The sequence below is a fragment of the Streptomyces sp. BBFR25 genome, assembly GCF_044590125.1.
Taxonomy (GTDB): domain Bacteria; phylum Actinomycetota; class Actinomycetes; order Streptomycetales; family Streptomycetaceae; genus Streptomyces; species Streptomyces canus_D.
On record NZ_CP172447.1, the window covers coordinates 2904072 to 2926342 of the forward strand.

General features: G+C 72.8%; 17 protein-coding genes. 3 read left to right on the forward strand and 14 right to left on the reverse strand.

Annotation, left to right across the window (positions count from 1 at the left end):
* Positions 1 to 2 precede the first annotated feature (2 nt).
* The 9 genes from ACGH52_RS13215 to hrcA form a co-directional block, all read right to left on the reverse strand.
* Complete coding sequence (locus ACGH52_RS13215; protein ID WP_399939271.1) at positions 3 to 1001, reverse strand: adenosine deaminase; 999 nt, start codon at positions 999 to 1001, stop codon at positions 3 to 5.
* A 20-nt stretch (positions 1002 to 1021) separates the two neighbouring features.
* Complete coding sequence (locus ACGH52_RS13220; RefSeq protein ID WP_399939274.1) at positions 1022 to 1927, reverse strand: ribonuclease Z; 906 nt, start codon at positions 1925 to 1927, stop codon at positions 1022 to 1024.
* Positions 1928 to 1942: 15 nt separating this feature from the next.
* Entirely contained in the window at positions 1943 to 2296 is a 354-nt protein-coding gene (locus ACGH52_RS13225; protein ID WP_076974275.1) for a histidine triad nucleotide-binding protein, read from the reverse strand.
* A 215-nt stretch (positions 2297 to 2511) separates the two neighbouring features.
* The gene (locus tag ACGH52_RS13230; RefSeq protein WP_399939277.1) at positions 2512 to 5715 is read right to left on the reverse strand and encodes a S41 family peptidase; all 3204 of its coding nucleotides are present in this window, start codon (positions 5713 to 5715) and stop codon (positions 2512 to 2514) included.
* Positions 5716 to 5797: 82 nt separating this feature from the next.
* The gene (locus ACGH52_RS13235; RefSeq protein ID WP_171987165.1) at positions 5798 to 6286 is read right to left on the reverse strand and encodes a hypothetical protein; all 489 of its coding nucleotides are present in this window, start codon (positions 6284 to 6286) and stop codon (positions 5798 to 5800) included.
* 486 nt (positions 6287 to 6772) lie between these two features.
* The gene (locus ACGH52_RS13240) at positions 6773 to 7522 is read right to left on the reverse strand and encodes a 16S rRNA (uracil(1498)-N(3))-methyltransferase (protein ID WP_210975590.1); all 750 of its coding nucleotides are present in this window, start codon (positions 7520 to 7522) and stop codon (positions 6773 to 6775) included.
* Positions 7519 to 8613, reverse strand: a complete 1095-nt coding sequence (locus ACGH52_RS13245; RefSeq protein ID WP_076974279.1) for a nitronate monooxygenase — start codon at positions 8611 to 8613, stop codon at positions 7519 to 7521. The genes ACGH52_RS13240 and ACGH52_RS13245 overlap by 4 nt, the downstream gene beginning before the upstream one ends.
* 106 nt (positions 8614 to 8719) lie before the next feature.
* Entirely contained in the window at positions 8720 to 9859 is a 1140-nt protein-coding gene (dnaJ, locus tag ACGH52_RS13250; protein WP_076974280.1) for a molecular chaperone DnaJ, read from the reverse strand.
* Complete coding sequence (gene hrcA, locus ACGH52_RS13255; protein WP_059302545.1) at positions 9860 to 10876, reverse strand: heat-inducible transcriptional repressor HrcA; 1017 nt, start codon at positions 10874 to 10876, stop codon at positions 9860 to 9862.
* 149 nt (positions 10877 to 11025) lie between these two features.
* On the opposite strand from hrcA, the gene ACGH52_RS13260 reads away from it, so the two are divergent.
* Positions 11026 to 11769 carry an MBL fold metallo-hydrolase gene (locus ACGH52_RS13260; RefSeq protein ID WP_399939282.1) on the forward strand — a complete coding sequence of 248 codons (744 nt, stop codon included), beginning with the start codon at positions 11026 to 11028 and terminating at the stop codon, positions 11767 to 11769.
* 33 nt (positions 11770 to 11802) lie between these two features.
* A complete protein-coding gene (locus tag ACGH52_RS13265; protein WP_399939285.1) occupies positions 11803 to 12612 on the forward strand; it encodes a DUF3097 domain-containing protein in 810 nt (269 codons plus the stop codon).
* A 101-nt stretch (positions 12613 to 12713) separates the two neighbouring features.
* Here the strand turns inward: ACGH52_RS13265 and hemW are convergent, their stop codons facing one another.
* From hemW to lepA, 4 genes are all read right to left on the reverse strand, one after another.
* Positions 12714 to 13946 (reverse strand): radical SAM family heme chaperone HemW, encoded by a 1233-nt coding sequence (gene hemW / locus ACGH52_RS13270; protein WP_399939288.1) that lies wholly within the window; start codon positions 13944 to 13946, stop codon positions 12714 to 12716.
* A 62-nt stretch (positions 13947 to 14008) separates the two neighbouring features.
* Positions 14009 to 16243: a SpoIIE family protein phosphatase gene (locus ACGH52_RS13275; RefSeq protein ID WP_399939291.1), complete on the reverse strand. Its 2235-nt coding sequence runs from the start codon at positions 16241 to 16243 to the stop codon at positions 14009 to 14011.
* A 205-nt stretch (positions 16244 to 16448) separates the two neighbouring features.
* Positions 16449 to 18326 carry an AMP-dependent synthetase/ligase gene (locus ACGH52_RS13280; RefSeq protein ID WP_399939294.1) on the reverse strand — a complete coding sequence of 626 codons (1878 nt, stop codon included), beginning with the start codon at positions 18324 to 18326 and terminating at the stop codon, positions 16449 to 16451.
* Between the two features lie 307 nt (positions 18327 to 18633).
* Entirely contained in the window at positions 18634 to 20502 is a 1869-nt protein-coding gene (lepA, locus tag ACGH52_RS13285) for a translation elongation factor 4 (protein WP_121701372.1), read from the reverse strand.
* A gap of 237 nt (positions 20503 to 20739) precedes the next feature.
* Between lepA and rpsT the strand changes: the two genes are divergently transcribed.
* Positions 20740 to 21006: a 30S ribosomal protein S20 gene (gene rpsT, locus ACGH52_RS13290; RefSeq protein ID WP_030180898.1), complete on the forward strand. Its 267-nt coding sequence runs from the start codon at positions 20740 to 20742 to the stop codon at positions 21004 to 21006.
* Positions 21007 to 21279: 273 nt separating this feature from the next.
* Here rpsT and holA read toward each other — a convergent pair whose 3' ends face one another.
* A complete protein-coding gene (holA, locus tag ACGH52_RS13295) occupies positions 21280 to 22269 on the reverse strand; it encodes a DNA polymerase III subunit delta (protein WP_399939297.1) in 990 nt (329 codons plus the stop codon).
* Positions 22270 to 22271 lie beyond the last annotated feature (2 nt).

Genomic DNA, 22271 nt, shown 5'->3' on the forward strand with positions numbered 1-22271 from the left:
CCCTACGCCGTCGGGAACGCGTACGCCTCGACCTCCGCGAGGTACCGCGCCCGCAGTTCCTCCTCGTCCTCCAGGAAGGAGGCGAGGAAGGAGTTGCGGGCCAGCTCCCGCAGCCGCTCCTCGGTGAGGCCGAGGGCCTCGCGCACGGCGTCGAAGTTGTCGCCCGCGTAGCCGCCGAAGTAGGCCGGGTCGTCGGAGTTGACCGTGCACATCAGTCCGGCGTCGAGCATCGCGGGCAGCGGGTGGTCGGCGAGGGTGTCGACGGTGCGCAGGCGGACGTTGGAGAGCGGGCACAGGGTGAGCGGGACGCGCTCGCGCACCAGCCGCTCGACCAGCGCCGGGTCCTCCACGGAACGCAGCCCGTGGTCGATCCGCTCGACGCCGAGGACGTCGAGGGCCTCGACGACGTACGCGGGCGGCCCCTCCTCGCCCGCGTGCGCGACCCGGCGCAGCCCGAGGGCGGCGGCGGCCTCGTACACCTCGCGGAACTTCACGGGCGGGTGGCCGACCTCGGCGGAGTCCAGGCCGACGCCGGTGATGCGGTCCAGGTACGGCTTGGCCGCGTCCAGCGTCGCGAGGGCCGACTCGGCGGACTCGTCGCGCAGGAAGCAGAGGATCAGCCTCGTGGACACGCCGTGGTTCTCGCGACTGGCGCCCAGCGCCCGCCACAGCCCCTCCACGACCGTGCCCATCTCCACGCCCCGGGCGAGGTGGGCCTGCGGGTCGAAGAAGATCTCGGCGTGCCGGACGCCCTGGGCGGCGGCGCGGGCGAGGTAGGCGTTGGCCAGGTCCTCGAAGTCCCGCTCGGTGCGCAGGACGGCCATCAGTTCGTAGTACAGGTTCAGGAAGGACTGGAGGTCCTCGAAGCGGTACGCCTCACGCAGCGCGTCCTCGTCCGCGTACGGCAGGGACACGCCGTTGCGGGCGGCCAGCGCGAAGGCCAGCTCGGGTTCCAGGGTTCCTTCGATGTGGAGGTGCAGTTCAGCTTTGGGCAGGGGCATCAGAGCATCGTACGGCGGTTTCACCGACGTTTCGGAACCGGTACGCGGGTGAGGTCGCGGGCCACGGTCAGCTCGCCCTCGTAACCGGCCGCGCGCGCCTGCCGCTCGAATTCCCCGGGGTCGGAGTAGCGCTGGCTGAAGTGGGTGAGGACCAGGTGCCGTACGCCCGCGTCCCGGGCGACCCGCGCGGCCTGACCGGCGGTGAGGTGGCCGTGGTCGGTGGCGAGGGTCTCGTCCTCGTCGAGGAAGGTGGACTCGATCACCAGCAGGTCCGAGCCCTCGGCGAGCGCGTGCACGCCCGCGCAGAGCCGGGTGTCCATGACGAACGCGAACCGCTGGCCGCGGCGGACCTCGCTGACCTCGTCGAGCGCGACGCCGTTCAGCGAGCCCTCGCGCTGGATGCGGCCGACGTCGGGGCCCTTGATGCCGTGTGCGGCCAGGCGGTCGGGCAGCATGCGGCGGCCGTCGGGCTCGGTGAGCCGGTAGCCGTACGACTCGACGGGGTGGGAGAGCCTGCGGGCGTCCAGGGTGTAGGCGGGGGTGACCGCGAGGGCGCCGTCCGTGTCGACCGGGGCCTCGGTGAGGGCGACGGTCTCGCGGTAGGCGGTGGCGTACCGCAGGCGCTCGAAGAAACGCTGCCCGGCGCGCGGGTAGTGGGCGGTGATCTCGTGCGGCACCTGGTCCAGGTTGATGCGCTGGATCACCCCGGCGAGGCCCAGGCTGTGGTCGCCGTGGAAGTGCGTGACGCAGATCCGGTTCAGGTCGTGGGCGGCGACCCCGGCGCGCAGCATCTGGCGCTGCGTGCCCTCGCCGGGGTCGAACAGGATGCCCTCGCCGTCCCAGCGGAGCAGGTAGCCGTTGTGGTTGCGGTGCCGGGTCGGGACCTGGCTGGCGGTGCCGAGGACGACGAGTTCACGTACGGACACGGTGCCTGTCCGGGCCTATCCGGGGGGCCATTCGAGGCCGCGGCCGCCGAGCACGTGGGCGTGCGCGTGCCAGACGGTCTGTCCGGCGCCGCTGCCGGTGTTGAAGACGGTGCGGTAGCTGTCCAGCTTCTCGTCGTCGGCGACGGCCTGGGTCTCGCGCAGCACGTCGGCGGCGAGCTGCGGGGCCTCGGCGGCGAGGGCGGCGGCGTCCTTGTGGTGGGCCTTGGGGATCACCAGGACGTGGGTGGGCGCCTGCGGGTTGATGTCCCGGAACGCGACGGTCGTCTCCGACTCACGGACGATCGTCGCGGGAATCTGCCCTGCGACGATCTTGCAGAACAGACAGTCGTCCTGGGGTTCGCCGGCCACTTGGCTCTCCTCACACCGGTGATCTTCTGAGAGGGCATCGTATCCGCCCCAGCCGCCCCAGCTGCGGGCAGTCGTGCCTCCCCCAGTGCCTGAACGGCCTGGGAGGTACCCCCAGGGCGGCACGGGTGGGCGGTGGGGGTACCTCCCGCTCGAGCGAAGCCGAGAGTGGGGGAGGCACCCCGCTACGCCGGGCCGCGACATCCGTCTCCAGCCGACTACGGCAGGCTCGGCGGCGTCTTCGCCGGAGTCTCCTCCAGCGCCGCCAGCGCCAGCGCGATCGCCTCGTCCAGTTGGGGATCGCGGCCCGCCGCGTGGTCCTGCGGACGCTGCGGGACCTCCACGTCCGGGTCGACGCCGTGGTTCTCCACGCCCCACCCGTACCCCTCCAGCCAGAACGCGTACTTCGGCTGCGTGATCAGCGTCCCGTCCACCAGCCGGTAGCGGCTGTCGATGCCGATGACGCCGCCCCAGGTACGGACGCCGACGACCGGCCCGATCCCCAGCGCCTTGATCGCCGCGTTGACGATGTCCCCGTCCGAGCCGGAGAACTCGTTGGCGACGGCGACGACCGGTCCGCGGGGCGCGTCCAGCGGATAGCTGGTCGGCCGCATGCCGCGCGGCAGGTCCCAGCCGACGATGCGCCGGGCCAGCTTCTCCACCACCAGCTGGGAGGTGTGCCCGCCGCGGTTCTCCCGGACGTCGACGACCAGGCCCTCCCGGGCCACCTCGACGCGCAGGTCGCGGTGGATCTGGGCCCAGCCGGGGGCCTGCATGTCCGGGACGTGCAGGTAGCCGAGCCGCCCGCCGGAGTGCTCGTGGACGTAGGCGCGCCGGTCGGCGACCCAGGCGTGGTAGCGCAGCGGCTCCTCGTCGGCGAGCGGGACGACGACGGCGTGCCGCACCTCGCCGCCGCCCGACGGGGAGACGGTCAGCTCGACCGGTTTGCCCGCCGTGCCGACGAGCAGCGGTCCGGGGCCGGTGACCGGGTCCACGGCCTGTCCCGCGACCGCGACGATCGCGTCCCCGGCGCGCACGGCGACGCCGGGCGCGGCGAGCGGGGAGCGGGCGTCGGGGTCGGAGGTCTCCGAGGGCAGCACGCGGTCGATGCGCCAGGTGCCGTCCTCGTGCCGGGAGAGGTCGGCGCCGAGCAGGCCCTGCCGGGCGCCGGAGCCGTGACCGCCGCGCGGGGTGACGTAGGCGTGCGAGGTGCCGAGTTCGCCGTGCACCTCCCACAGGAGGTCGACCAGGTCGTCGTGGGTGGCGACGCGGTCCAGGACGGGCCGGTAGCGGTCCAGGACGCCGTCCCAGTCGACGCCGTTCATGTCGGCCCGCCAGAAGTGGTCCCGCATGATGCGGCCGGTCTCGTCGAACATCTGCCGCCACTCCGCGGCCGGTTCCACGGTCTGGCGGACCCGGCCCAGGTCGACGGTGACGTTGGTGTCGCTGTCCTCGTCGCCGGAGGCCCGCCGGTCGCTGGGCACGACCTTGAGCCGGCCGTCGGTCCACAGCAGCACCCGCTTGCCGTCGCCGCTGACCTCGTAGTGGTCGGCGTCGCCGCCGAGGTGCTCGACGCGCTGCTGGGCGAGGTCGTACCGCTCCAGCTCGGTGTGGGGGTCGGGGTCCTCCGGGGTGGCGCGGGAGGCGCCGAGGACACCGGTGAGCGGGTGGCGCAGCCACAGGACGCCGTCCTTGGCGGCGCGCAGCCGGGAGTAGCGGGCGGCCTCCACCGGGAAGGGCACGATGCGGTCGGCGAGGCCCTCGATGTCGATCCGGGTGGTGGGGGTGCCCTCGCTGTCGGGGGTCTCCTCGCGGTCCGGCGTCTCGAAGGGGCGGCCGTGGCGCTGCGGGCCGAAGGGCGAGGGCGTGGTCGCGGCGAGGGTGATCAGGTAGGGCCGGGCGCCCTCGACGAAGGCCAGGTCGAAGACGTGCTCGTCGTAGACCGGGTCGAAGGAGCGGGTGGAGAGGAAGGCGAGGTGCTTGCCGTCCAGGGTGAAGGCGGGCGAGTAGTCCTTGAAGCGCAGCGGGGTCGCCTCGCTCACCGACAGGTCGGTGGTGTTGGCGAGCTTGAGCTGGCGCAGCGGGTCGGGGCCGGGGTGGGACCAGGCGAGCCAGGCCGAGTCCGGCGAGAAGACCAGGCCGGACGCGTCGCCGTCCTCGCTGCGGTCGACCTCGCGGACCTCGCCGCTCTCGCGCTCGACGAGCAGCACCCGCCCGTCGTGCGAGGCGACGGCGACGCGGCTGCCGTCGGGGGCCACGGCGAGGTTCAGCACCCGGCCGAGCTGTCCGGCGGCCAGGCGCCGTGCGGTGGCGCCGGGGGCGAGCCCGGTGGCGGGCGCGAACTCCAGGGCGTCGTCGCCCTCGGCGTCCGTCACCCATACCACCCACTCCTCGCCGTCGGCGCGGAAGGTGCGCGGCAGCCGGTTGCGGACCCCGGGGGTGGCCGCGAGCGCGCGGGCGGGACCGGAGCGGTGGGTGACCCAGTGCACGCCGCCGCGCACGGCGACGGCGCTGCCGCGCGCGGTGTGGTCGGGGGACGCGGAGCCGAACCAGCGGGCGGCGTTGACCGGGTACGGCTGGAGGTCGACGCGGGCGCCGCCGAGCCGGATGTCGAGCCGTCGCGGCTCGGCGCCGTCCAGGTCGTCCAGCGTCCACAGTTCACCGGCGGAGGAGTAGACGACGCGGGTGCCGTCGGTGGCGGCGTGCCGGGCGTAGAAGCCGTCGACAGGCGTGTGCCGGCGCAGGTCGGAGCCGTCGGCGAGGGAGGAGTACAGGGCGCCGGTGCCCTCGTGGTCGGAGAGGAAGGCGATCCGGTCGCCGACCCAGAAGGGGTACTCGATGTTGCCGTCGAGGTCGGCGTGCAGGCGGACGAACTCGCCGTCGTCCTCGCGGTCGATCCACAGCTTGCCCGCCGTGCCACCCCGGTAGCGCTTCCACCAGGCGGCCTCGCGGCCCATCGGCGCGGACAGCAGCACGGTGTGCGGACCCTGGGCGACGTCGCCGACGGGCCCGTAGGGCAGGGTGTCCGCCGGTCCGCCGTCGAGCGGGACGGCGCGGGCCCAGCTGCGGCGCAGGCTGGCCTGGCCGTAGGTGCTCAGGGCGAGGACGCGGCCGTCGTCGGTCCAGCCGCGTACCTGGGTCCTGATGCTGCCCCAGTGGGTGAGGCGCTCGGCGCGGCCGCCGTCGACGGGCGCGACGTGCACCTCGGGGGCGCCGTCGCGGGTGGAGGTCCAGGCGACCGTGGTGCCGTCGGGCGAGATGCGCGGGTGGTTCACCGGCACGTTGTCGGCGCTGACCCGCCAGGCCCGGCCGCCGTCGAGCGGGGCGAGCCACACGTCGTCCTCGGCGGTGAAGGCGACCAACTCGCCGTGCGGGTGCGGAAAGCGGAGGTAGGCAGGCGCTGCGGGCTGAGTCACCCCCATACCCTATGCAGGGGCGCCGCCCGCCGACAGAGGTTTGGATCACTTCCCGGCCGCCGGCCGCCCATGACCGAGCGGCGGTGGGCTACTTGCCCTGCACCGGCCGGCAGTGCGGGTCGTCCGGGCACCAGATGGTCCGGGTGACGGTCACGGTGGGCCCGGGCCCGTTCTGGGAGGGCCGGTTCGCGGGCGGGGCGCTGGTGGCGTCGCAGTCGCCCAGTCCCTTGACCCGGAACCACTCCTTGCCGTCCACCTTCGCGGTCAGGTTCCCGCGCACACAGGCGCCGTTGACGACCCGGGTCACCTTGCCGTCGACGGTGATGTCCTGGCCGGTGTCCGTCCTGCCCTCGCAGTCGACGGAAGCGACGGCGTCCTCGGAGGCCGAGGCGGTGGTGCCCTTGTCCCCGAAGGAGGCGGTGCAGGTGAGCCACCGCACCTTCGCCTTCTGCCGCTCCAGTTCCCGGGTGACGGTCTGGTCGGTCGTGTACGCCACCGAAGCGGAGCTGAGCCCGCCCGGGTCGCACGCGACGAGACCACCGACGGCCACCGCCGAGCCGACGGCCACCGGAATCATGCGCCGAATCCGTCTCAAAGCCCCCATGGAGGGCAGCCTGCCACCGCACCGGGACCAGCGGTAGGGCGCATACGGCCACTCCTCACTACCGTGGGCGCCATGGGCAACGACCGCAGGCAGCGCAGGCTCGTGGTGGACGAACACACCACCTGGCTGTGGAGCCACCGGCAGAAACGCGGGCGCGACGGCATCTGGCGGGACGCGCTGACGCTGTACCGCGACGGCGTGCGGGTGCGGTTCGTGTTCCTCGCAGGCCCCGCGGGCTCGGGCCGCTGCACCACGGAGGGCCACCTCTGGTTCGAGGGCTGCGTGGCCGACGGCCGCGGCAACCTGCTCAACCTGCGCGAACCCGGTGTCGTACGGGCGCTGGTGGCGGAGGCCGGGCGGCGCGGACTGCTGCCCGGGCGCGGGGGCGGGCCGGTGGAACTGGACGGCTGGGGCCTGTTCGCGGCCGTGGCCGCCGCCGTCGACGGCCGACCGGGCGGGTCAGGACCAGCGGCCGGTGCGGGCCAGGAGTACGGCGGTCGCGGCGGTGCCCGCGGTGGAGGTGCGCAGGACGCTGCGGCCCAGCCGGTAGGGCGCCGCGCCGGCCTCGGCGAACAGGGCCAACTCCTCGGGGGACACGCCGCCTTCGGGGCCGACGACGAGCACGATGTGACCGGTGGCGGGGAGTTCGACGGCGGACAGGGGTTCCTCGCCGCTCTCGTGGAGTACGGCGGCGAAGTCGGCCTCGGCCAGAAGTGAGGCAACCTGCTTGCTCGTCGCCGCGTCCGCGACGTCCGGGAAGCGGACCCGGCGGGACTGCTTGCCCGCCTCGCGGGCCGTCGCCCGCCACTTGCCGAGCGCCTTCAGACCGCGCTCGCCCTTCCACTGCGTGATGCACCGGGACGCCGCCCAGGGCACGATCGCGTCGACCCCGACCTCGGTCATCGTCTCGACGGCCAGCTCACCGCGGTCACCCTTGGGCAGGGCCTGGACGACGGTGATGCGGGGCTGCTCGGCGGGCTCCTCGCGCACGCCGCCCACGAGGGTGACGACCAGGCGGTCCTTGCCCTCGGCGGCCCGCACGACGCCCTCGGCCCAGCGGCCGCTGCCGTCGGTGAGGACGACGTCCTCGCCCGCCCGCAGCCGCTTCACGGAGACGGCGTGCCGCCCCTCCGGGCCGTCGAGGACGTACTCCCCCGCGGTCAGGTCCTCCGGCCGCAGGGAGTCGGCCACGAACACCGGTGCCGTCATCGGGCGCCGCCTCCCGTCGCGTAGCCCGACAACCCCGACAACGCTGTCCCGGCGGCGGCGAGTTCGGCCGCCAGCACCTCCACCAGCTGTCCGGCGGGCAGTTCCCGGGCCATCCGGTGGCCCTGTCCCGCCCACAGGGCCATGCCCTGCGCGTCGCCCGCCTTCGCCGACGCCTTGCGCACCGGCGCGGTGAGGTGGTGCACCTCGGGGTAGGCGGCGGGGGCGTAGGGACCGTGCTCGCGCAGGAAGCGGTTGACCAGGGCGCGGGCGGGGCGGCCGGAGAAGGCCCGGGTGAGTTCGGTGCGGACGAACAGGGGGTTGGTCAGCGCCTGCTTGTGCAGGTCGTGCGCGCCGGACTCCGGAGTGGCGAGGAAGGCGGTGCCGAGCTGGGCCGCGCTCGCGCCGGCCGCGAGGACCGCGGCGATCTGGGTGCCGCGCATGATGCCTCCCGCGGCGACGATCGGCAGGCTCACCGCCTCCCGGACCTGGGCGACCAGCGACAGCAGGCCGGTGCCCAGGCCGCCGGTCTCCGGGTTGTCCCGGTGGGTGCCCTGGTGGCCGCCGGCCTCGACGCCCTGGGCGATCACCGCGTCGGCGCCGGACTGCTCGACGGCCCGGGCCTCGTCCACGGTGGTCGCGCTCACCAGCGCGAAGGTGCCCACGCGGTGCAGGGAGTCGACGGCCTCACGGCTCGGGACGCCGAAGTGGAAGGAGACCACCGGTACGGGGTTGTCCAGCAGTACGGCGAGCTTGGTGTCGTAGCCGTCGTCGCGGCCGCAGTCCGGGTCGCCCAGCTCCGTCTCGTACCAGGCGGCCTCGCCGGCCAGCTGGTGGGCGTAGACGTCGACGGCGGCGAGGTCGGCCGCCTCCGTCTGCGGGAGGAAGAGGTTGACGCCGAAGGGGCGGCTCGTCAGTCCCCGCAGCTGTTTGATCTCCTGGTACATCCCGTCCGCGGTCTTGTACCCGGCGGCCAGGAAGCCCAGCCCGCCCGCCTCGGACACCGCGGCCGCGAGCCGTGGCACGGAGACGCCGCCCGCCATGGGCGCCTGCACGATCGGGTAGGGGAAGAGATCGGTCAGTGCGGAGGACATGACGGCATGTTGTCACGTCCTCCACACAAGTCCGAATCCGGGCTTCCGTCGGCATACGCCAGGAGCATCCGCGTCCCCAGAAGGGCCTCAGCGCCCGGCGAAGGCGTCAGGTCCGCCCGTTGAACGCGTCCTTCAGCCGGGAGAACAAGCCCTGCTGCCCCGGCTGGAACTGACCCGTCGGGCGTTCCTCGCCGCGGAGTTTGGCCAGCTCGCGCAGGAGGCGTTCCTGTTCGGGGTCGAGCTTGCCCGGGGTGGTGACCTCGACGTGGACGATGAGGTCGCCTCGGCCGCCGCCGCGCAGGTGGGTGACGCCCCGGCCGTGCTTCGGGATCGACTGGCCGGACTGGGTGCCCGGGCGGATGTCGACCTCCTCCATGCCGTCGAGGGTCTCCAACGGCACCTTCGTGCCGAGGGCCGCCGCCGTCATCGGGATGGTGACCGTGCAGTGCAGGTCGTCGCCGCGGCGCTGGAAGGTCGAGTGGGGCAGCTCGTGGATCTCGACGTACAGGTCACCGGCGGGGCCGCCGCCGGGGCCGACCTCGCCCTCGCCCGCGAGCTGGATCCGGGTGCCGTTGTCGACACCGGCCGGGATCTTCACGGTCAGGGTGCGCCGGGAGCGGACCCGGCCGTCGCCCGCGCACTCCGGGCACGGGGTCGGGACCACGGTGCCGAAGCCCTGGCACTGCGGGCAGGGGCGCGAGGTCATGACCTGGCCCAGGAAGGACCGGGTGACCTGCGAGACCTCACCGCGGCCGCGGCACATGTCACACGTCTGGGCCGACGTGCCGGGCGCCGCGCCCTCACCGTTGCAGGTGTTGCAGACGACCGCGGTGTCGACCTGGATGTCCTTGGTCGTGCCGAACGCGGCCTCGTCCAGCTCCACCTCGATGCGGATCATCGCGTCCTGGCCCCGGCGGGTGCGCGAGCGCGGCCCGCGCTGCGACGCCGTACCGAAGAACGCGTCCATGATGTCCGAGAAGTTCCCGAAGCCACCCGCGCCGAAGCCGCCCGCGCCACCGCCGGCGGCCTGCGACAGGGGGTCGCCGCCGAGGTCGTAGACCTGCTTCTTCTGCGGGTCCGACAACACCTCGTAGGCGGCGTTGATCTCCTTGAACCGCTCCTGGGTCTTCGGATCGGGGTTGACGTCCGGGTGCAGCTCGCGGGCGAGCCTCCGGAACGCCTTCTTGATCTCGTCCTGGGAAGCGTCGCGGCGCACGCCGAGTACGGCGTAGTAGTCCGTGGCCACCTACGACTCCGCCAGGATCTGTCCGACGTACCGTGCCACTGCGCGTACCGCTCCCATCGTTCCCGGGTAGTCCATGCGGGTCGGTCCGACCACGCCGAGCTTGGCAACCGCCTCGCCGCCCGAACCGTAGCCGACCGACACGACGGACGTTGAGTTGAGTCCCTCGTGGGCGTTCTCATGACCGATCCGTACGGTCACGCCCGGATCCTTCGCCTCGCCGAGCAGCTTGAGGAGCACGACCTGCTCCTCCAGCGCCTCCAGCACCGGCCGGATCACCAAGGGGAAGTCGTGCCCGAAGCGGGTCAGATTGGCGGTGCCGCCGATCATCAACCGCTCCTCGTTCTCCTCGACCAGCGTCTCCAGGAGAGTGGAGAGCACGGTGGAGACCGTACCGCGATCCTCGGCCTCGAAGGGCTCCGCCAGATCTTCCACCAAAGACGGCACATCCGTGAAACGGCGCCCCGCGACCCGGCTGTTGAGCCGCGCCCGCAGATCGGCCAGCGACGCCTCGCCGAACGGCGCCGGGCAGTCGACCATCCGCTGCTCGACCCGGCCGGTGTCCGTGATCAGCACGAGCATCAGCCGCGCGGGCGCGAGCGAGAGCAGCTCCACGTGCCGCACGGTCGAGCGGGTCAGCGACGGGTACTGCACCACGGCGACCTGCCGGGTGAGCTGCGCGAGCAGCCGCACCGTGCGGGCCACCACGTCGTCGAGGTCGACGGCGCCCTCCAGGAAGTTCTGGATGGCACGCCGCTCGGGCGCGGTCATCGGCTTGACGCCGGCCAGCTTGTCGACGAAGAGCCGGTAGCCCTTGTCGGTCGGGATGCGCCCCGCGCTGGTGTGCGGCTGGGCGATGAACCCCTCGTCCTCCAGGGCCGCCATGTCATTGCGCACGGTGGCCGGGGAGACGCCGAGGTTGTGCCGCTCGGTGAGGGCCTTGGAACCGACCGGTTCCTCGGTGCCGACGTAGTCCTGGACGATGGCGCGCAGCACCTTCAGCCTGCGTTCACTGAGCATCGGCGCGCACCTCCAGCTGTCCGTCCGCCCGTTTCCGGCCTGTCTGTCCTGGCACTCATGGCTCGCGAGTGCCAGACTTCCCCGGCCCAGTGTACGGCCGTGGGGTACGCCCCCGGCAAGGCCGGGACCAAGCCGTTAGCGTCGTCGCCGTGACGGTGACTTGGGAAGAGCTGGGCTGGGAGCGACTGGCGGACGGGGTGGGGCGGTGCCGGCTGCCGGGGTGGGACTGCACGGCGGGGCTGGTGCTCGGCCCGGACGCGACGCTGATGGTGGACGCCGGGTCGAGCCTGGAGGAGGGCGCCCGGCTGCGCGAGGAGGCGCAGCGGCTGACCGGCCGCCGTGTGACACATCTCGCGCTGACCCACCCGCACTTCGACCACGTCTTCGGCGCGGCGGCCTTCCCGGACGCGGAGGTGTACGGCGCGTACGGCGCGGTGGGCACCGACGCGTTGTTCGCGCCGGGCGGACAGGGGCGCGAGGCGCTGCGCGCGGACGCGGTGGCGGAGGGCCTGGACGCGCGGCGCGCGGCGGCAGCGGCCGACGCGCTCGTCCCCGTCCGGCACGAGGTCCGCGGCGAGTGCGGGCTCGACCTGGGCGGCGGACGGCGGGTCCGGCTGGCCGACGTGGGCCCGGGACACACCGGGCACGACCTCGCGGTGCTGGTGCCGGGCGCCCCGGCGGTCGTCTTCTGCGGCGACCTGGTCGAGGAGTCCGGCGAGCCGCAGGCGGGCCCCGACGCCGTACCGGCGCGCTGGCCGGCCGCCCTGGACCGGCTGCTGGACCTGGGCGGCGACGACGCGCTGTACGTCCCCGGTCACGGAGCGGTGGTGGACGCGGCCTTCGTCCGGGCCCAACGGGACGCGCTGGCCGCCCGGTTCGGCGTGTCGCGCTGATCACGGGCGGGCGTTCCTCGTATCTTCGGCAGAATGCGCCAGTACTCCGCCGACCTGACCCCTCCGTGGAAGAAACCGCAGCCCGTTCCCGAGGTACCGGCCGATCCCGGCCTGGTGGTCGAGGAGCCCGGCACCGGTTTCTGCGGCGCCGTGATCGGCTGCGAGGCGGGCACGGTGACCCTGGAGGACCGCTTCGGCAAGCACCGGGTCTTCCCGATGGAACCGCGCGGCTTCCTGCTGGAGGGGCGCGTGGTGACGCTGGTCCGCCCGTCCTCCTCCGGTCCGGCGCGGTCCGCCCCCTCCCGTACGGCGTCCGGTTCGGTCGCCGTCCCCGGCGCCCGCGCACGGGTGGCGCGCGCCGGGCGCATCTACGTCGAGGGGCGGCACGACGCCGAGCTGGTCGAGAAGGTCTGGGGCGACGACCTGCGCATCGAGGGCGTGGTCGTGGAGTACCTGGGCGGCGTGGACGACCTCCCGTCGATCGTCGCCGACTTCGCCCCGGGCCCGGACGCACGGCTGGGCGTCCTGGTGGACCACCTGGTCCCGGGTTCGAAGGAGTGGCGGATCGCGGAGGCGGTGACGAGCGAGCACGCGCTGGTGGTGGGCCACCCGTACATCGACATCTGGGAGGCGGTGAAGCCGTCCTCGCTGGGGATCGAGGGCTGGCCCCGGGTGCCGCGCGGTCAGGACTGGAAGACCGGGGTGTGCCGGGCGCTGGGCTGGCCGTCGGAGAACACGGGCGCGGTGTGGCAGGCGATCCTGGCGCGGGTCGGGTCTTACAAGGACCTGGAGCCGGAGTTGCTGGGGCGGGTTGAGGAGCTGATCGACTTCGTGACGGCGTAGGGGCCCACGATTCAGCCCCTCCGGCGTTTGAGGAGCGGGGGTCCGGGGGCAGCGCCCCCGGGGTCGGGACGGGAAGGGGCGGCGGGGGCGAGGAACTCCCGTCAGTCCACCAGGTCCCGCACCACCGCGTCCGCCAGCAATCGCCCGCGCAGCGTCAGCACCGCACTCCCCGCCTCGTACGGCCCCTCCTCCAGCAGCCCCTCCGACAGCGCCCGCCGCGCCGCCGCGAGCCCCGCCTCCCGCAGCAGCGCCAGCGGCACACCCTCCCGCAGCCGCAGCTCCAGCAGCACGCGCTCCACCCGCCGGTCCTCGTCCGTCAGGACCTCACGCCCGGCACCCGGCGACTTCCCCGCCGCCAGCGCCCCCGCGTACGCCCCCGGATGCTTCACGTTCCACCACCGCACGCCCCCCACGTGGGAGTGCGCGCCCGGCCCCGCGCCCCACCAGTCGGCACCCCGCCAGTACAGCTCGTTGTGCAGGCAGCGCCCCGCGTCGGAGGTGGCCCAGTTCGACACCTCGTACCAGTCGTAGCCCGCCGCGGACAGGGTCTCCTCGGCGATCAGGTACCGGTCGGCGTGCACGTCGTCGTCGGTCATCGGGACCTCGCCGCGCCGGATGCGCCGGGCCAGCTGGGTGCCCTCCTCGACGATCAGGGCGTACGCCGAGACGTGGTCGGGCCCGGCGCCGAGCGCGGCGTCCAGCGAGGCCCGCCAGTCGTCGTCGGACTCGCCGGGGGTGCCGTAGATCAGGTCGAGGTTGACGTGGTCGAAACCGGCCGCGCGGGCCTCGGCGACGCAGGCCTCGGGCCGGCCGGGGGTGTGGGTGCGGTCCAGGATCTTCAGGACGTGCTGCTTCGCGCTCTGCATGCCGAAGGAGATCCGGTTGAAGCCGCCCGCGCGGAGAGCCGCGAGGTACGCCGGGTCGACCGACTCGGGGTTGGCCTCCGTGGTGATCTCCGCGTCCGGCGCCAGGCCGAACTCGTCGCGGATCGCGCGCAGCATCCGTACCAGGTCCCCGGCGGCCAGCAGAGTGGGCGTACCGCCGCCGACGAAGACCGTGCGGACCTCGCGGGGGTCGTCGCCGAGCACCTTGCGGGCCAGGCGGACCTCGTCGACGAGGGTGTCGGCGTAGTTGTCGCGGGAGGCGAGGACGCCTCCGGTGCCGCGCAGCTCGGTCGCGGTGTAGGTGTTGAAGTCGCAGTAGCCGCAGCGGGTCGCGCAGTACGGGACGTGCAGGTAGAAACCGAGGGGGCGGTCGGCGGCCCCGGCGAGCGCGGACGCGGGCAGGGCGCCGTCGGCGGGGACGGGCTCGCCGTCGGGGAGTGCGGAGGGCATGCGTTCCATTGTCCCGTACGGCCGCGGTTGCCCGGTCGCCCGGCCACCGGGCGCTACTCGGCCTACTCGGCCTGGAGCACCAGCAGCGCGAGGTCGTCCTCCGGGGGCCGAGGGCCGAACTCGTGCACCAGCCGTCTGATGCGCTCGGCGACCAGCTCGGCGTCCAGGCCCGTGCACCCGGCCAGCGCCGTGGCGAGCCCGTCGCCGTCGTCGAACTGGCGGGAGCCGCTGCGCCGCTCCGTGACCCCGTCCGTGACGCACAGCAGGGTGTCGCCGGAGCGCAGCTCGAAGGTCTCGCTGACGTACGTCGCGTCCTCGACGACGCCGAGCAGGGTCTGCGGGCACGCGACGGCGGACACCGTGCCGTCGGGCCCGAGGAGCAGCGGCAGCGGGTGTCCGGCGGACGCGAGGGTGCAGCGGACCCCGCCGTCGAAGGGGACCAGTTCGCCGTAGAGCAGGGAGAGGAAGCGGGTCTGCGGTCCGTCGCCCGGGGCAACCGGTGGGCCGCCCGCGGCGACCAGCGCGCGGGCGGCGGCGTCCGCGGCCTCGGTGGCGTCGTCGAGGAGGAGCTGGTTGAGGCGGTCGAGGACGTCGGGGACGCCGTACTGCTCGCGGGCCAGCAGGCGCAGCCAGGGCCGGGCGAGCCCGATGACGACGGCGGCCTCGGGACCCTTGCCCTGGACGTCGCCGACGGCGAAGCACCAGCGGCCGTCACCGGCCGGGAAGAGGTCGTAGAAGTCGCCGCTGGGGCCGCCCTTGTCGCGCGGTTCGTAGACGAGGGCGCTGCGCACGCCCGGGATCTCCGCGACGGCGCCGGGCAGCAGCCCGCGCTGGAGTACGGCGCTGATGGTGGCCTGCCGGGCGTACTGGCGGGCGGCGCCGATGGCGAGCGCCACCCGGCGGCTGAGATCCTCGACCAGACCGGTGATCTCGTCGGGGAAGCCGCGCGCGCCGGGAGCGTCCGGGCTGTCGGCCCGGCCGATGACCAGGGTGCCCAGTGGCCTGCCTCCGGCGACCAGGCGGTAGGCGAGCGCGGTGCCGTGCGTGCCGTCCGGGCCGAGCGCGTCGCCGGGCCAGGGGTGGCCGACGGGGCCGGAGCGCCACGGGTCGCGCGGGCGGGGCGGGTCCTTCTCCAGGGCGGCGCGCAGCTCGTCCAGGTGCCCCTCGCCCGCGTGCCACACGCGGGCCAGCCGGGCGCCCACGGACGCCCCGGTGTCGTCGGTCCAGGCGCCCCGGCCCAGGGACTCGTCCTCCAGCCACACCCCGCACCAGTCGGCGAGCCGGGGCACGATCAGCTGGCCGGTGAGGGAGGCGACCAGGTCCTCGTCGAGCTGCCCGGCCAGGAGGTCGGAGGCCTCGGCGAGGAAGGACAGCGCACCGCGTCCCAGCCACTCGCGGTCCCGGACGCCGCGCCGGGCGGTGCCGTCCGCGCCGTCCCACGCGTCGGGCCACCGCGGTTGCCCCGACCGGCCGGGGGATTCCCCACCGCCACGGTTCACGTGCACGTCGTGGTGGGCACTCCGGTCCGCGTCCGGGCCGACTCCACGCCCGGCGGCGACCGGCCGACGGTCCGGACCCGGGGCCGGGTCCTCCGGCCGTCCGGGGCCGCCCGCGTCCGCGGCGTCCGAGGTCCGCGAGCCGTCCTGACCGGCGCCCTGGCCGCATTGGCCGCCCTGACCGCCCTGGGGCATGTGACCCGTCCGGTCGCCCCGACCGGTCCGCATGTCTTCGCGGGACGCACCGGCCTCACCTGCCACGGCGTCGGCGTACGCCTCGGTCGGTCCGGTGGTGTCCGTGCCCGGGGCCGACAACCGCGCCCACACCGTCTTGACGCCCGGGCGGTACGTGATGCCCCACGCCTCCGCGAGCGCGGCGACCAGTCGCAGGCCGCGCCCGTACTCCGCGCAATCGTGCGGCGGCTCGGGGTCGGTGCTCCTCGGCGCGCGGGACGGGTGCTGGTCCGTGGCCTCGACGACGAGCGCGCCCGTCTCCTCCATCCGCAGGACCACGTCGACGTCGGTACCGGCGTGCACCACGGCGTTGGTGACCAGTTCGCTGACGACGACCAGGGCGTCCGCGGCGAGGTGCTCCGTCAGCCGTTCCGTGCCGGGCAGGCAGAGCGCGGACCAGTCGGCGAGCGCGGCTCGCGCCATCGCGCGGGCGGCGCCCGGCGCCAGGGAGCTGCCGAGCAGGCTCACACGCGCCCGCGCGCTTTCCCGGACGGGCGCCTGGGCGGTGTGCGCAGGCTCCGCGCCGGCGCGGTAGGCGGTCTCCCGCTGCGTCGGAATGGCCCCCATGGACGTCTCCCCGGGCAGTTCGTGCGAGTTCCTCGCAGTCGATGCCGACAGAGTGACAGACCGGCCCCGCCCATAAGCACGGAGTTACCGAAGTGGGCCGCGATGGGTGAGAACCGTGCTAGGCGAACGTTCGAAGACGGCCGGAAGCCGAACGGAAACCGGCCGTCTTCGAACATCAGCGGCACGGAGAGCGCCGCCTCGGGCCCTACGCCTCGCGCGAGCCCTCGTACATCTCCTCGATCAGGTGCTTGTACTCCCGCTCCACCACCGGCCGCTTCAGCTTCAGGCTCGGGGTGATCTCGCCGTGCTCGACGTCCAGGTCGCGGGGCAGCAGGCGGAACTTCTTGATGGTCTGCCAGCGCTGGAGGCCCTCGTTGAGCTGCTGGACGTAGCCGTCGACCATCTCGACGGTCACGGGCGCCGCGACGATCTCGGCGTACGGCTTGCCCTCCAGGCCGTTCTCCTTGGCCCACTCGGTGATCGCGATCTCGTCGAGGGCGATGAGCGCGGTGCAGAAGTTCCGGTCGGCGCCGTGCACCAGGATGTTGGAGACGTAGGGGCAGACCGCCTTGAACTGGCCCTCGACCTCGGCCGGCGCGATGTACTTGCCGCCGGACGTCTTGATGAGGTCCTTCTTGCGGTCGGTGATGCGCAGGTAGCCGTCGGGCGACAGTTCGCCGATGTCGCCGGTGTGGAACCAGCCGTCGGCCTCCAGCACCTCGGCGGTCTTCTCGGGCAGCTTGTGGTAGCCCTCCATGATGCCCGGGCCGCGCAGCAGGATCTCGCCGTCCTCCGCGATGCGCACCTCGGTGCCGGGCAGCGGCTTGCCGACCGTGCCGGTGCGGTAGGCCTCGCCGGGGTTGACGAAGGAGGCGGCGGAGGACTCGGTGAGGCCGTAGCCCTCCAGGATGTGGATGCCGGCCCCGGCGAAGAAGTAACCGATCTCCGGCGCGAGGGCGGCCGATCCGGACACGCAGGCCCGCAGGTTGCCACCGAACGCCTCGCGGATCTTGGCGTAGACGAGCTTGTCGGCGACGGCGTGCTTGGTGCGCAGCCCCGCGGGGGCGCTGGCGGTGCCGGTGCGCTTGAAGTTGTCCTGGGTGACCTTGGCGTACTCGCGGGCGATCCCGGCGGCCCACTGGAAGATCTTGTACTTGGCCCCGCCGCCCGCGCGGGCCTTGGCGGCGACGCCGTTGTAGACCTTCTCGAAGATGCGCGGGACGGCTGCCATGTAGGTGGGCTGGACGACCGGCAGGTTCTCGATGATCTTGTCGACCCGGCCGTCGACGGCGGTGACGTGACCGGCCTCGATCTGCCCGGAGGTCAGCACCTTGCCGAAGACGTGCGCGAGCGGCAGCCACAGGTACTGGACGTCGTCCTTGGTGACCAGGCCGGTCGCGGCGATCGCCTTGGCCATGTACGACCAGCAGTCGTGCGGGAGCCGGACGCCCTTGGGGCGGCCGGTGGTGCCGGAGGTGTAGATGAGGGTGGCGAGCTGGTCCTTGGTGAGCGCGCCGACCCGCTCCTTGATCAGCTGGGGGTCCTGCTCCAGGCGGGCCGCGCCCCGGCGCTCCAGCTCGTCGAGGGTGAGGACCCAGTCCTCGGAGGTGTCCGCGCCGGTCGCGTCGACCACGACCACGTGGGTGAGGTCGGGCAGCTCCGCCTTCTTCTCCTTGGCCTTGGCGAGCTGCGCGGCGTCCTCCGCGATCAGCACCCGGCTCTCGGAGTCGGAGAGGATGTACGCCGATTCCTCGGCGTTGGTCTGCGGGTAGACGGTGGTGGTCGCCGCGCCCGCGCACATGATGCCGAGGTCGGCGAGGATCCACTCCAGGCGGGTGGCGGAGGCCAGGGCCACGCGCTGCTCCGGCAGCACGCCCAGCTCGATCAGGCCGGCCGCGATCGCGTAGACCCGCTCGGCGGCCTGCGCCCAGGTCAGCGACTTCCAGTCGTCGGGGCCCTCGCCCGCGGCCGACGGCACCGGGTAGCGGTACGCCTCGGCGTCCGGCGTGGCGGCCACCCGCTCCAGGAAGAGTCCCGCCACGGAGGGCGGACGGTTCTCGATCAGTGTCTGTGTGTCGCTCACGACGTCCTCCGGGCCCGCGACGGTGCGGCTGGCTCGTTGCGGCTGGCTCAGGTGCGGCTGGTTCACTCTCGGGCGGTGTTCAACGGTGCTGAGGCGGTGACGCGGACCGTTGTCCGATCACTTGTTTAACTCACGAGTAACTACGGGGCAGGCATCAGGGTAAAGGGCGACCGGCCCCCGCGTAAGAGTCCGCGCCCTGTCACTTCCTACAGATGCGCGCCCGTGACATGCGAAGGGACCCGCCGCACTTTCGTACGACGGGCCCCTCGGTGTCCGTTTCGCCCGGACTTGGCGTGCGGCGTGGCGGTTACTTCTTGCCCTTGCCCGACCCCGCGCTGTCATCGCTGGACAGGACCGCGATGAAGGCCTCCTGCGGAACCTCCACGGAACCCACCATCTTCATCCGCTTCTTGCCTTCCTTCTGCTTCTCCAGCAGCTTCCGCTTGCGGGAGATGTCACCGCCGTAGCACTTGGCGAGGACGTCCTTGCGGATGGCGCGGATGGTCTCGCGGGCGATGACCCGGGAGCCGATGGCGGCCTGGATGGGCACCTCGAAGGCCTGCCGCGGGATCAGCTCGCGCAGCTTGGCGACGAGCCGCACGCCGTACGCGTAGGCCGCGTCCTTGTGGGTGATCGCGGAGAAGGCGTCCACCTTGTCGCCGTGCAGCAGGATGTCGACCTTGACCAGGCTGGAGGTCTGCTCGCCGGTGGGCTCGTAGTCCAGCGAGGCGTAGCCGCGCGTCTTCGACTTCAGCTGGTCGAAGAAGTCGAAGACGATCTCCGCGAGCGGGAGGGTGTAGCGGATCTCCACCCGGTCCTCGGAGAGGTAGTCCATGCCGAGCAGGGTGCCGCGCCGGGTCTGGCACAGCTCCATGATCGAGCCGATGAACTCGGTCGGCGCGAGGATCGTGGCGCGCACGACCGGCTCGTAGACCTCGTCGATCTTGCCTTCGGGGAACTCGCTCGGGTTGGTGACCGTGTGCTCGGTGCCGTCCTCCATGATCACGCGGTAGACCACGTTGGGGGCGGTGGCGATCAGGTCGAGGTTGAACTCGCGCTCCAGCCGCTCGCGGATCACGTCGAGGTGGAGCAGGCCGAGGAAGCCGACGCGGAAGCCGAAGCCGAGGGCGGCGGAGGTCTCCGGTTCGTAGACCAGGGCGGCGTCGTTGAGCTGGAGCTTGTCCAGCGCCTCGCGCAGCAGGGGGTAGTCGGAGCCGTCCAGCGGATACAGGCCGGAGAAGACCATGGGCCTGGGGTCCTTGTAGCCGCCGAGCGCCTCCTCGGCACCCTTGTGCTGGCTGGTGACCGTGTCACCGACCTTGGACTGGCGGACGTCCTTCACGCCGGTGATCAGGTAGCCCACCTCGCCGACACCGAGACCGTCGGCGGAGAGCATCTCCGGCGAGTTGGTGCCGATCTCCAGCAGCTCGTGGGTGGCGCCGGTGGACATCATCCGGATCCGCTCGCGCTTGTTGAGCTGGCCGTCGATGACACGGACGTACGTCACGACACCGCGGTAGGAGTCGTAGACGGAGTCGAAGATCATCGCGCGGGCGGGGGCGTCCTCGACACCGACCGGGGCCGGGACCTCGGCGACGACCTTGTCGAGCAGCACGTCGACGCCGAGGCCGGTCTTGGCGGAGACCTTGAGCACGTCGTCGGGGTCGCAGCCGACCAGGTTGGCCAGCTCCTCGGCGAACTTCTCGGGCTGCGCGGCCGGCAGGTCGATCTTGTTCAGCACGGGGATGATCGTGAGGTCGTTCTCCATCGCCAGGTACAGGTTGGCGAGGGTCTGGGCCTCGATGCCCTGGGCGGCGTCGACGAGGAGGATGGTGCCCTCGCACGCGGCCAGCGACCGCGACACCTCGTAGGTGAAGTCGACGTGCCCCGGGGTGTCGATCATGTTGAGGATGTGCGTGGCGCCCTTGTCGTGGGACGGGGCCCACGGCAACCGCACCGCCTGGGACTTGATCGTGATGCCGCGCTCGCGCTCGATGTCCATGCGGTCGAGGTACTGGGCGCGCATCTGCCGCTGCTCGACCACACCGGTCAGCTGGAGCATCCGGTCGGCGAGCGTGGACTTGCCGTGGTCGATGTGCGCGATGATGCAGAAGTTGCGGATCAGCGCCGGGTCGGTACGGCTCGGCTCGGGCACATGGCTGGGGATCGCGGGCACGCAGGGTCCTGATTCTTGAGGCGTCCGCAGTGTCTGCGGTCTCGGGTCTCGGGTCGGATCGATACGTAGCCTCCATGGTCCCACGGGTGGGGAGCCGGTATGGGTTTGGGACCCTCGACGACCCGCTGCTAGTGTGGGTGGCTGTGTCTCTTGCCCTCTCAGCACGAGGCACTCCTTCAAGAAATCACCGGCACGGGACCCTCGCGGCCTCGTGCCTGAACCTGCAAAGGCTCATTCGTGGCGAACATCAAGTCCCAGATCAAGCGGAACAAGACCAACGAGAAGGCCCGGCTGCGCAACAAGGCCGTCAAGTCCTCTCTGAAGACCGCGATCCGCAAGGCCCGTGAGGCCGCTGCCGCGGGTGACGTCGAGAAGGCCACCGAGTACCAGCGCGTCGCTTCGCGCCAGCTCGACAAGGCCGTCTCCAAGGGCGTCATCCACAAGAACCAGGCCGCCAACAAGAAGTCGGCGCTGGCGCAGAAGGTCGGCGCCCTCAAGGGCTGAACCCCTTATCTGGTCTGATCGCCGGAAGGACCCAGAGCGGGCCCTCTCTCATCCGCTCCCGTCCGGCACCCAGGATCCATGCGCGGCCTGCGTTCGCCACGCGGGCATGGATCCGCGAGCTTGATCCGAAGGCCCCGGCGCCCGTCCTTCCCCAGGACGGACGCCGGGGCCTTCGGTGTGTCCCGGGGTGCGGTGTTCCGGATGCGGGGCCGAGCCCGGTGGGCCTACCGGCCGGTGGGTTTACAGGCCGGTGGATTTACAGGCCGGTGGAGCTTACGACCGTCCTCGTGAACGCGCCGCCCGCGCGATGGTCACCACGGCCTTCTCCAGGGCGTACTCGGGGTCGTCCCCGGCGCCCTTCACCCCCGCGTCCGCCTCGGCCACCGCGCGCAGCGCCACGGAGACGCCGTCCGGGGTCCAGCCGCGCATCTGCTGCCGGACCCGGTCGATCTTCCAGGGCGGCATCCCCAGCTCGCGGGCGAGGTCGGCGGGGCGTCCGCCGCGGGCGGAGGACAGCTTGCCGATGGCCCGTACGCCCTGCGCCAGCGCGCTGGTGATCAGCACCGGTGCCACTCCGGTCGCCAGCGACCAGCGCAGTGCCTCCAAGGCTTCTGCCGCACGTCCCTCGACCGCCCGGTCGGCGACCGTGAAGCTGGAGGCCTCCGCCCGTCCGGTGTAGTACCGCCCGACGACCGCTTCGTCGATGGTCCCCTCGATGTCGGCGGTCAGCTGGGACACCGCCGAGGCCAGCTCCCGCAGGTCGCTGCCGATCGCGTCGACGAGGGCCTGGCAGGCCTCCGGGGTGGCCGAGCGCCCGGCCGTCCGGAACTCCGCGCGCACGAAGGCCAGCCGGTCGGCGGGCTTCGTCATCTTCGGACAGGCCACCTCGCGCGCCCCCGCCTTGCGGGCCGCGTCGAGCACGCCCTTGCCCTTGGCGCCGCCCGCGTGCAGCAGGACGAGGGTGATCTCCTCGGCGGGGGCGCCGAGGTAGGCCTTGACGTCCTTGACCGTGTCGGCGGACAGGTCCTGCGCATTGCGTACGACCACGACTTTGCGCTCGGCGAAGAGCGAGGGGCTGGTCAGCTCGGCGAGGGTGCCGGGCTGCAGCTGCTCGGGGGTGAGGTCGCGTACGTCCGTGTCGGCGTCGGTGGCCTTGACGGCGGCCACCACCTCCTGCACGGCACGGTCGAGCAGGAGGTCCTCCTGGCCCACGGCAAGGGTCACCGGGGCGAGAGGGTCGTCGTTCGCAGTCTTCCTGGCCATCG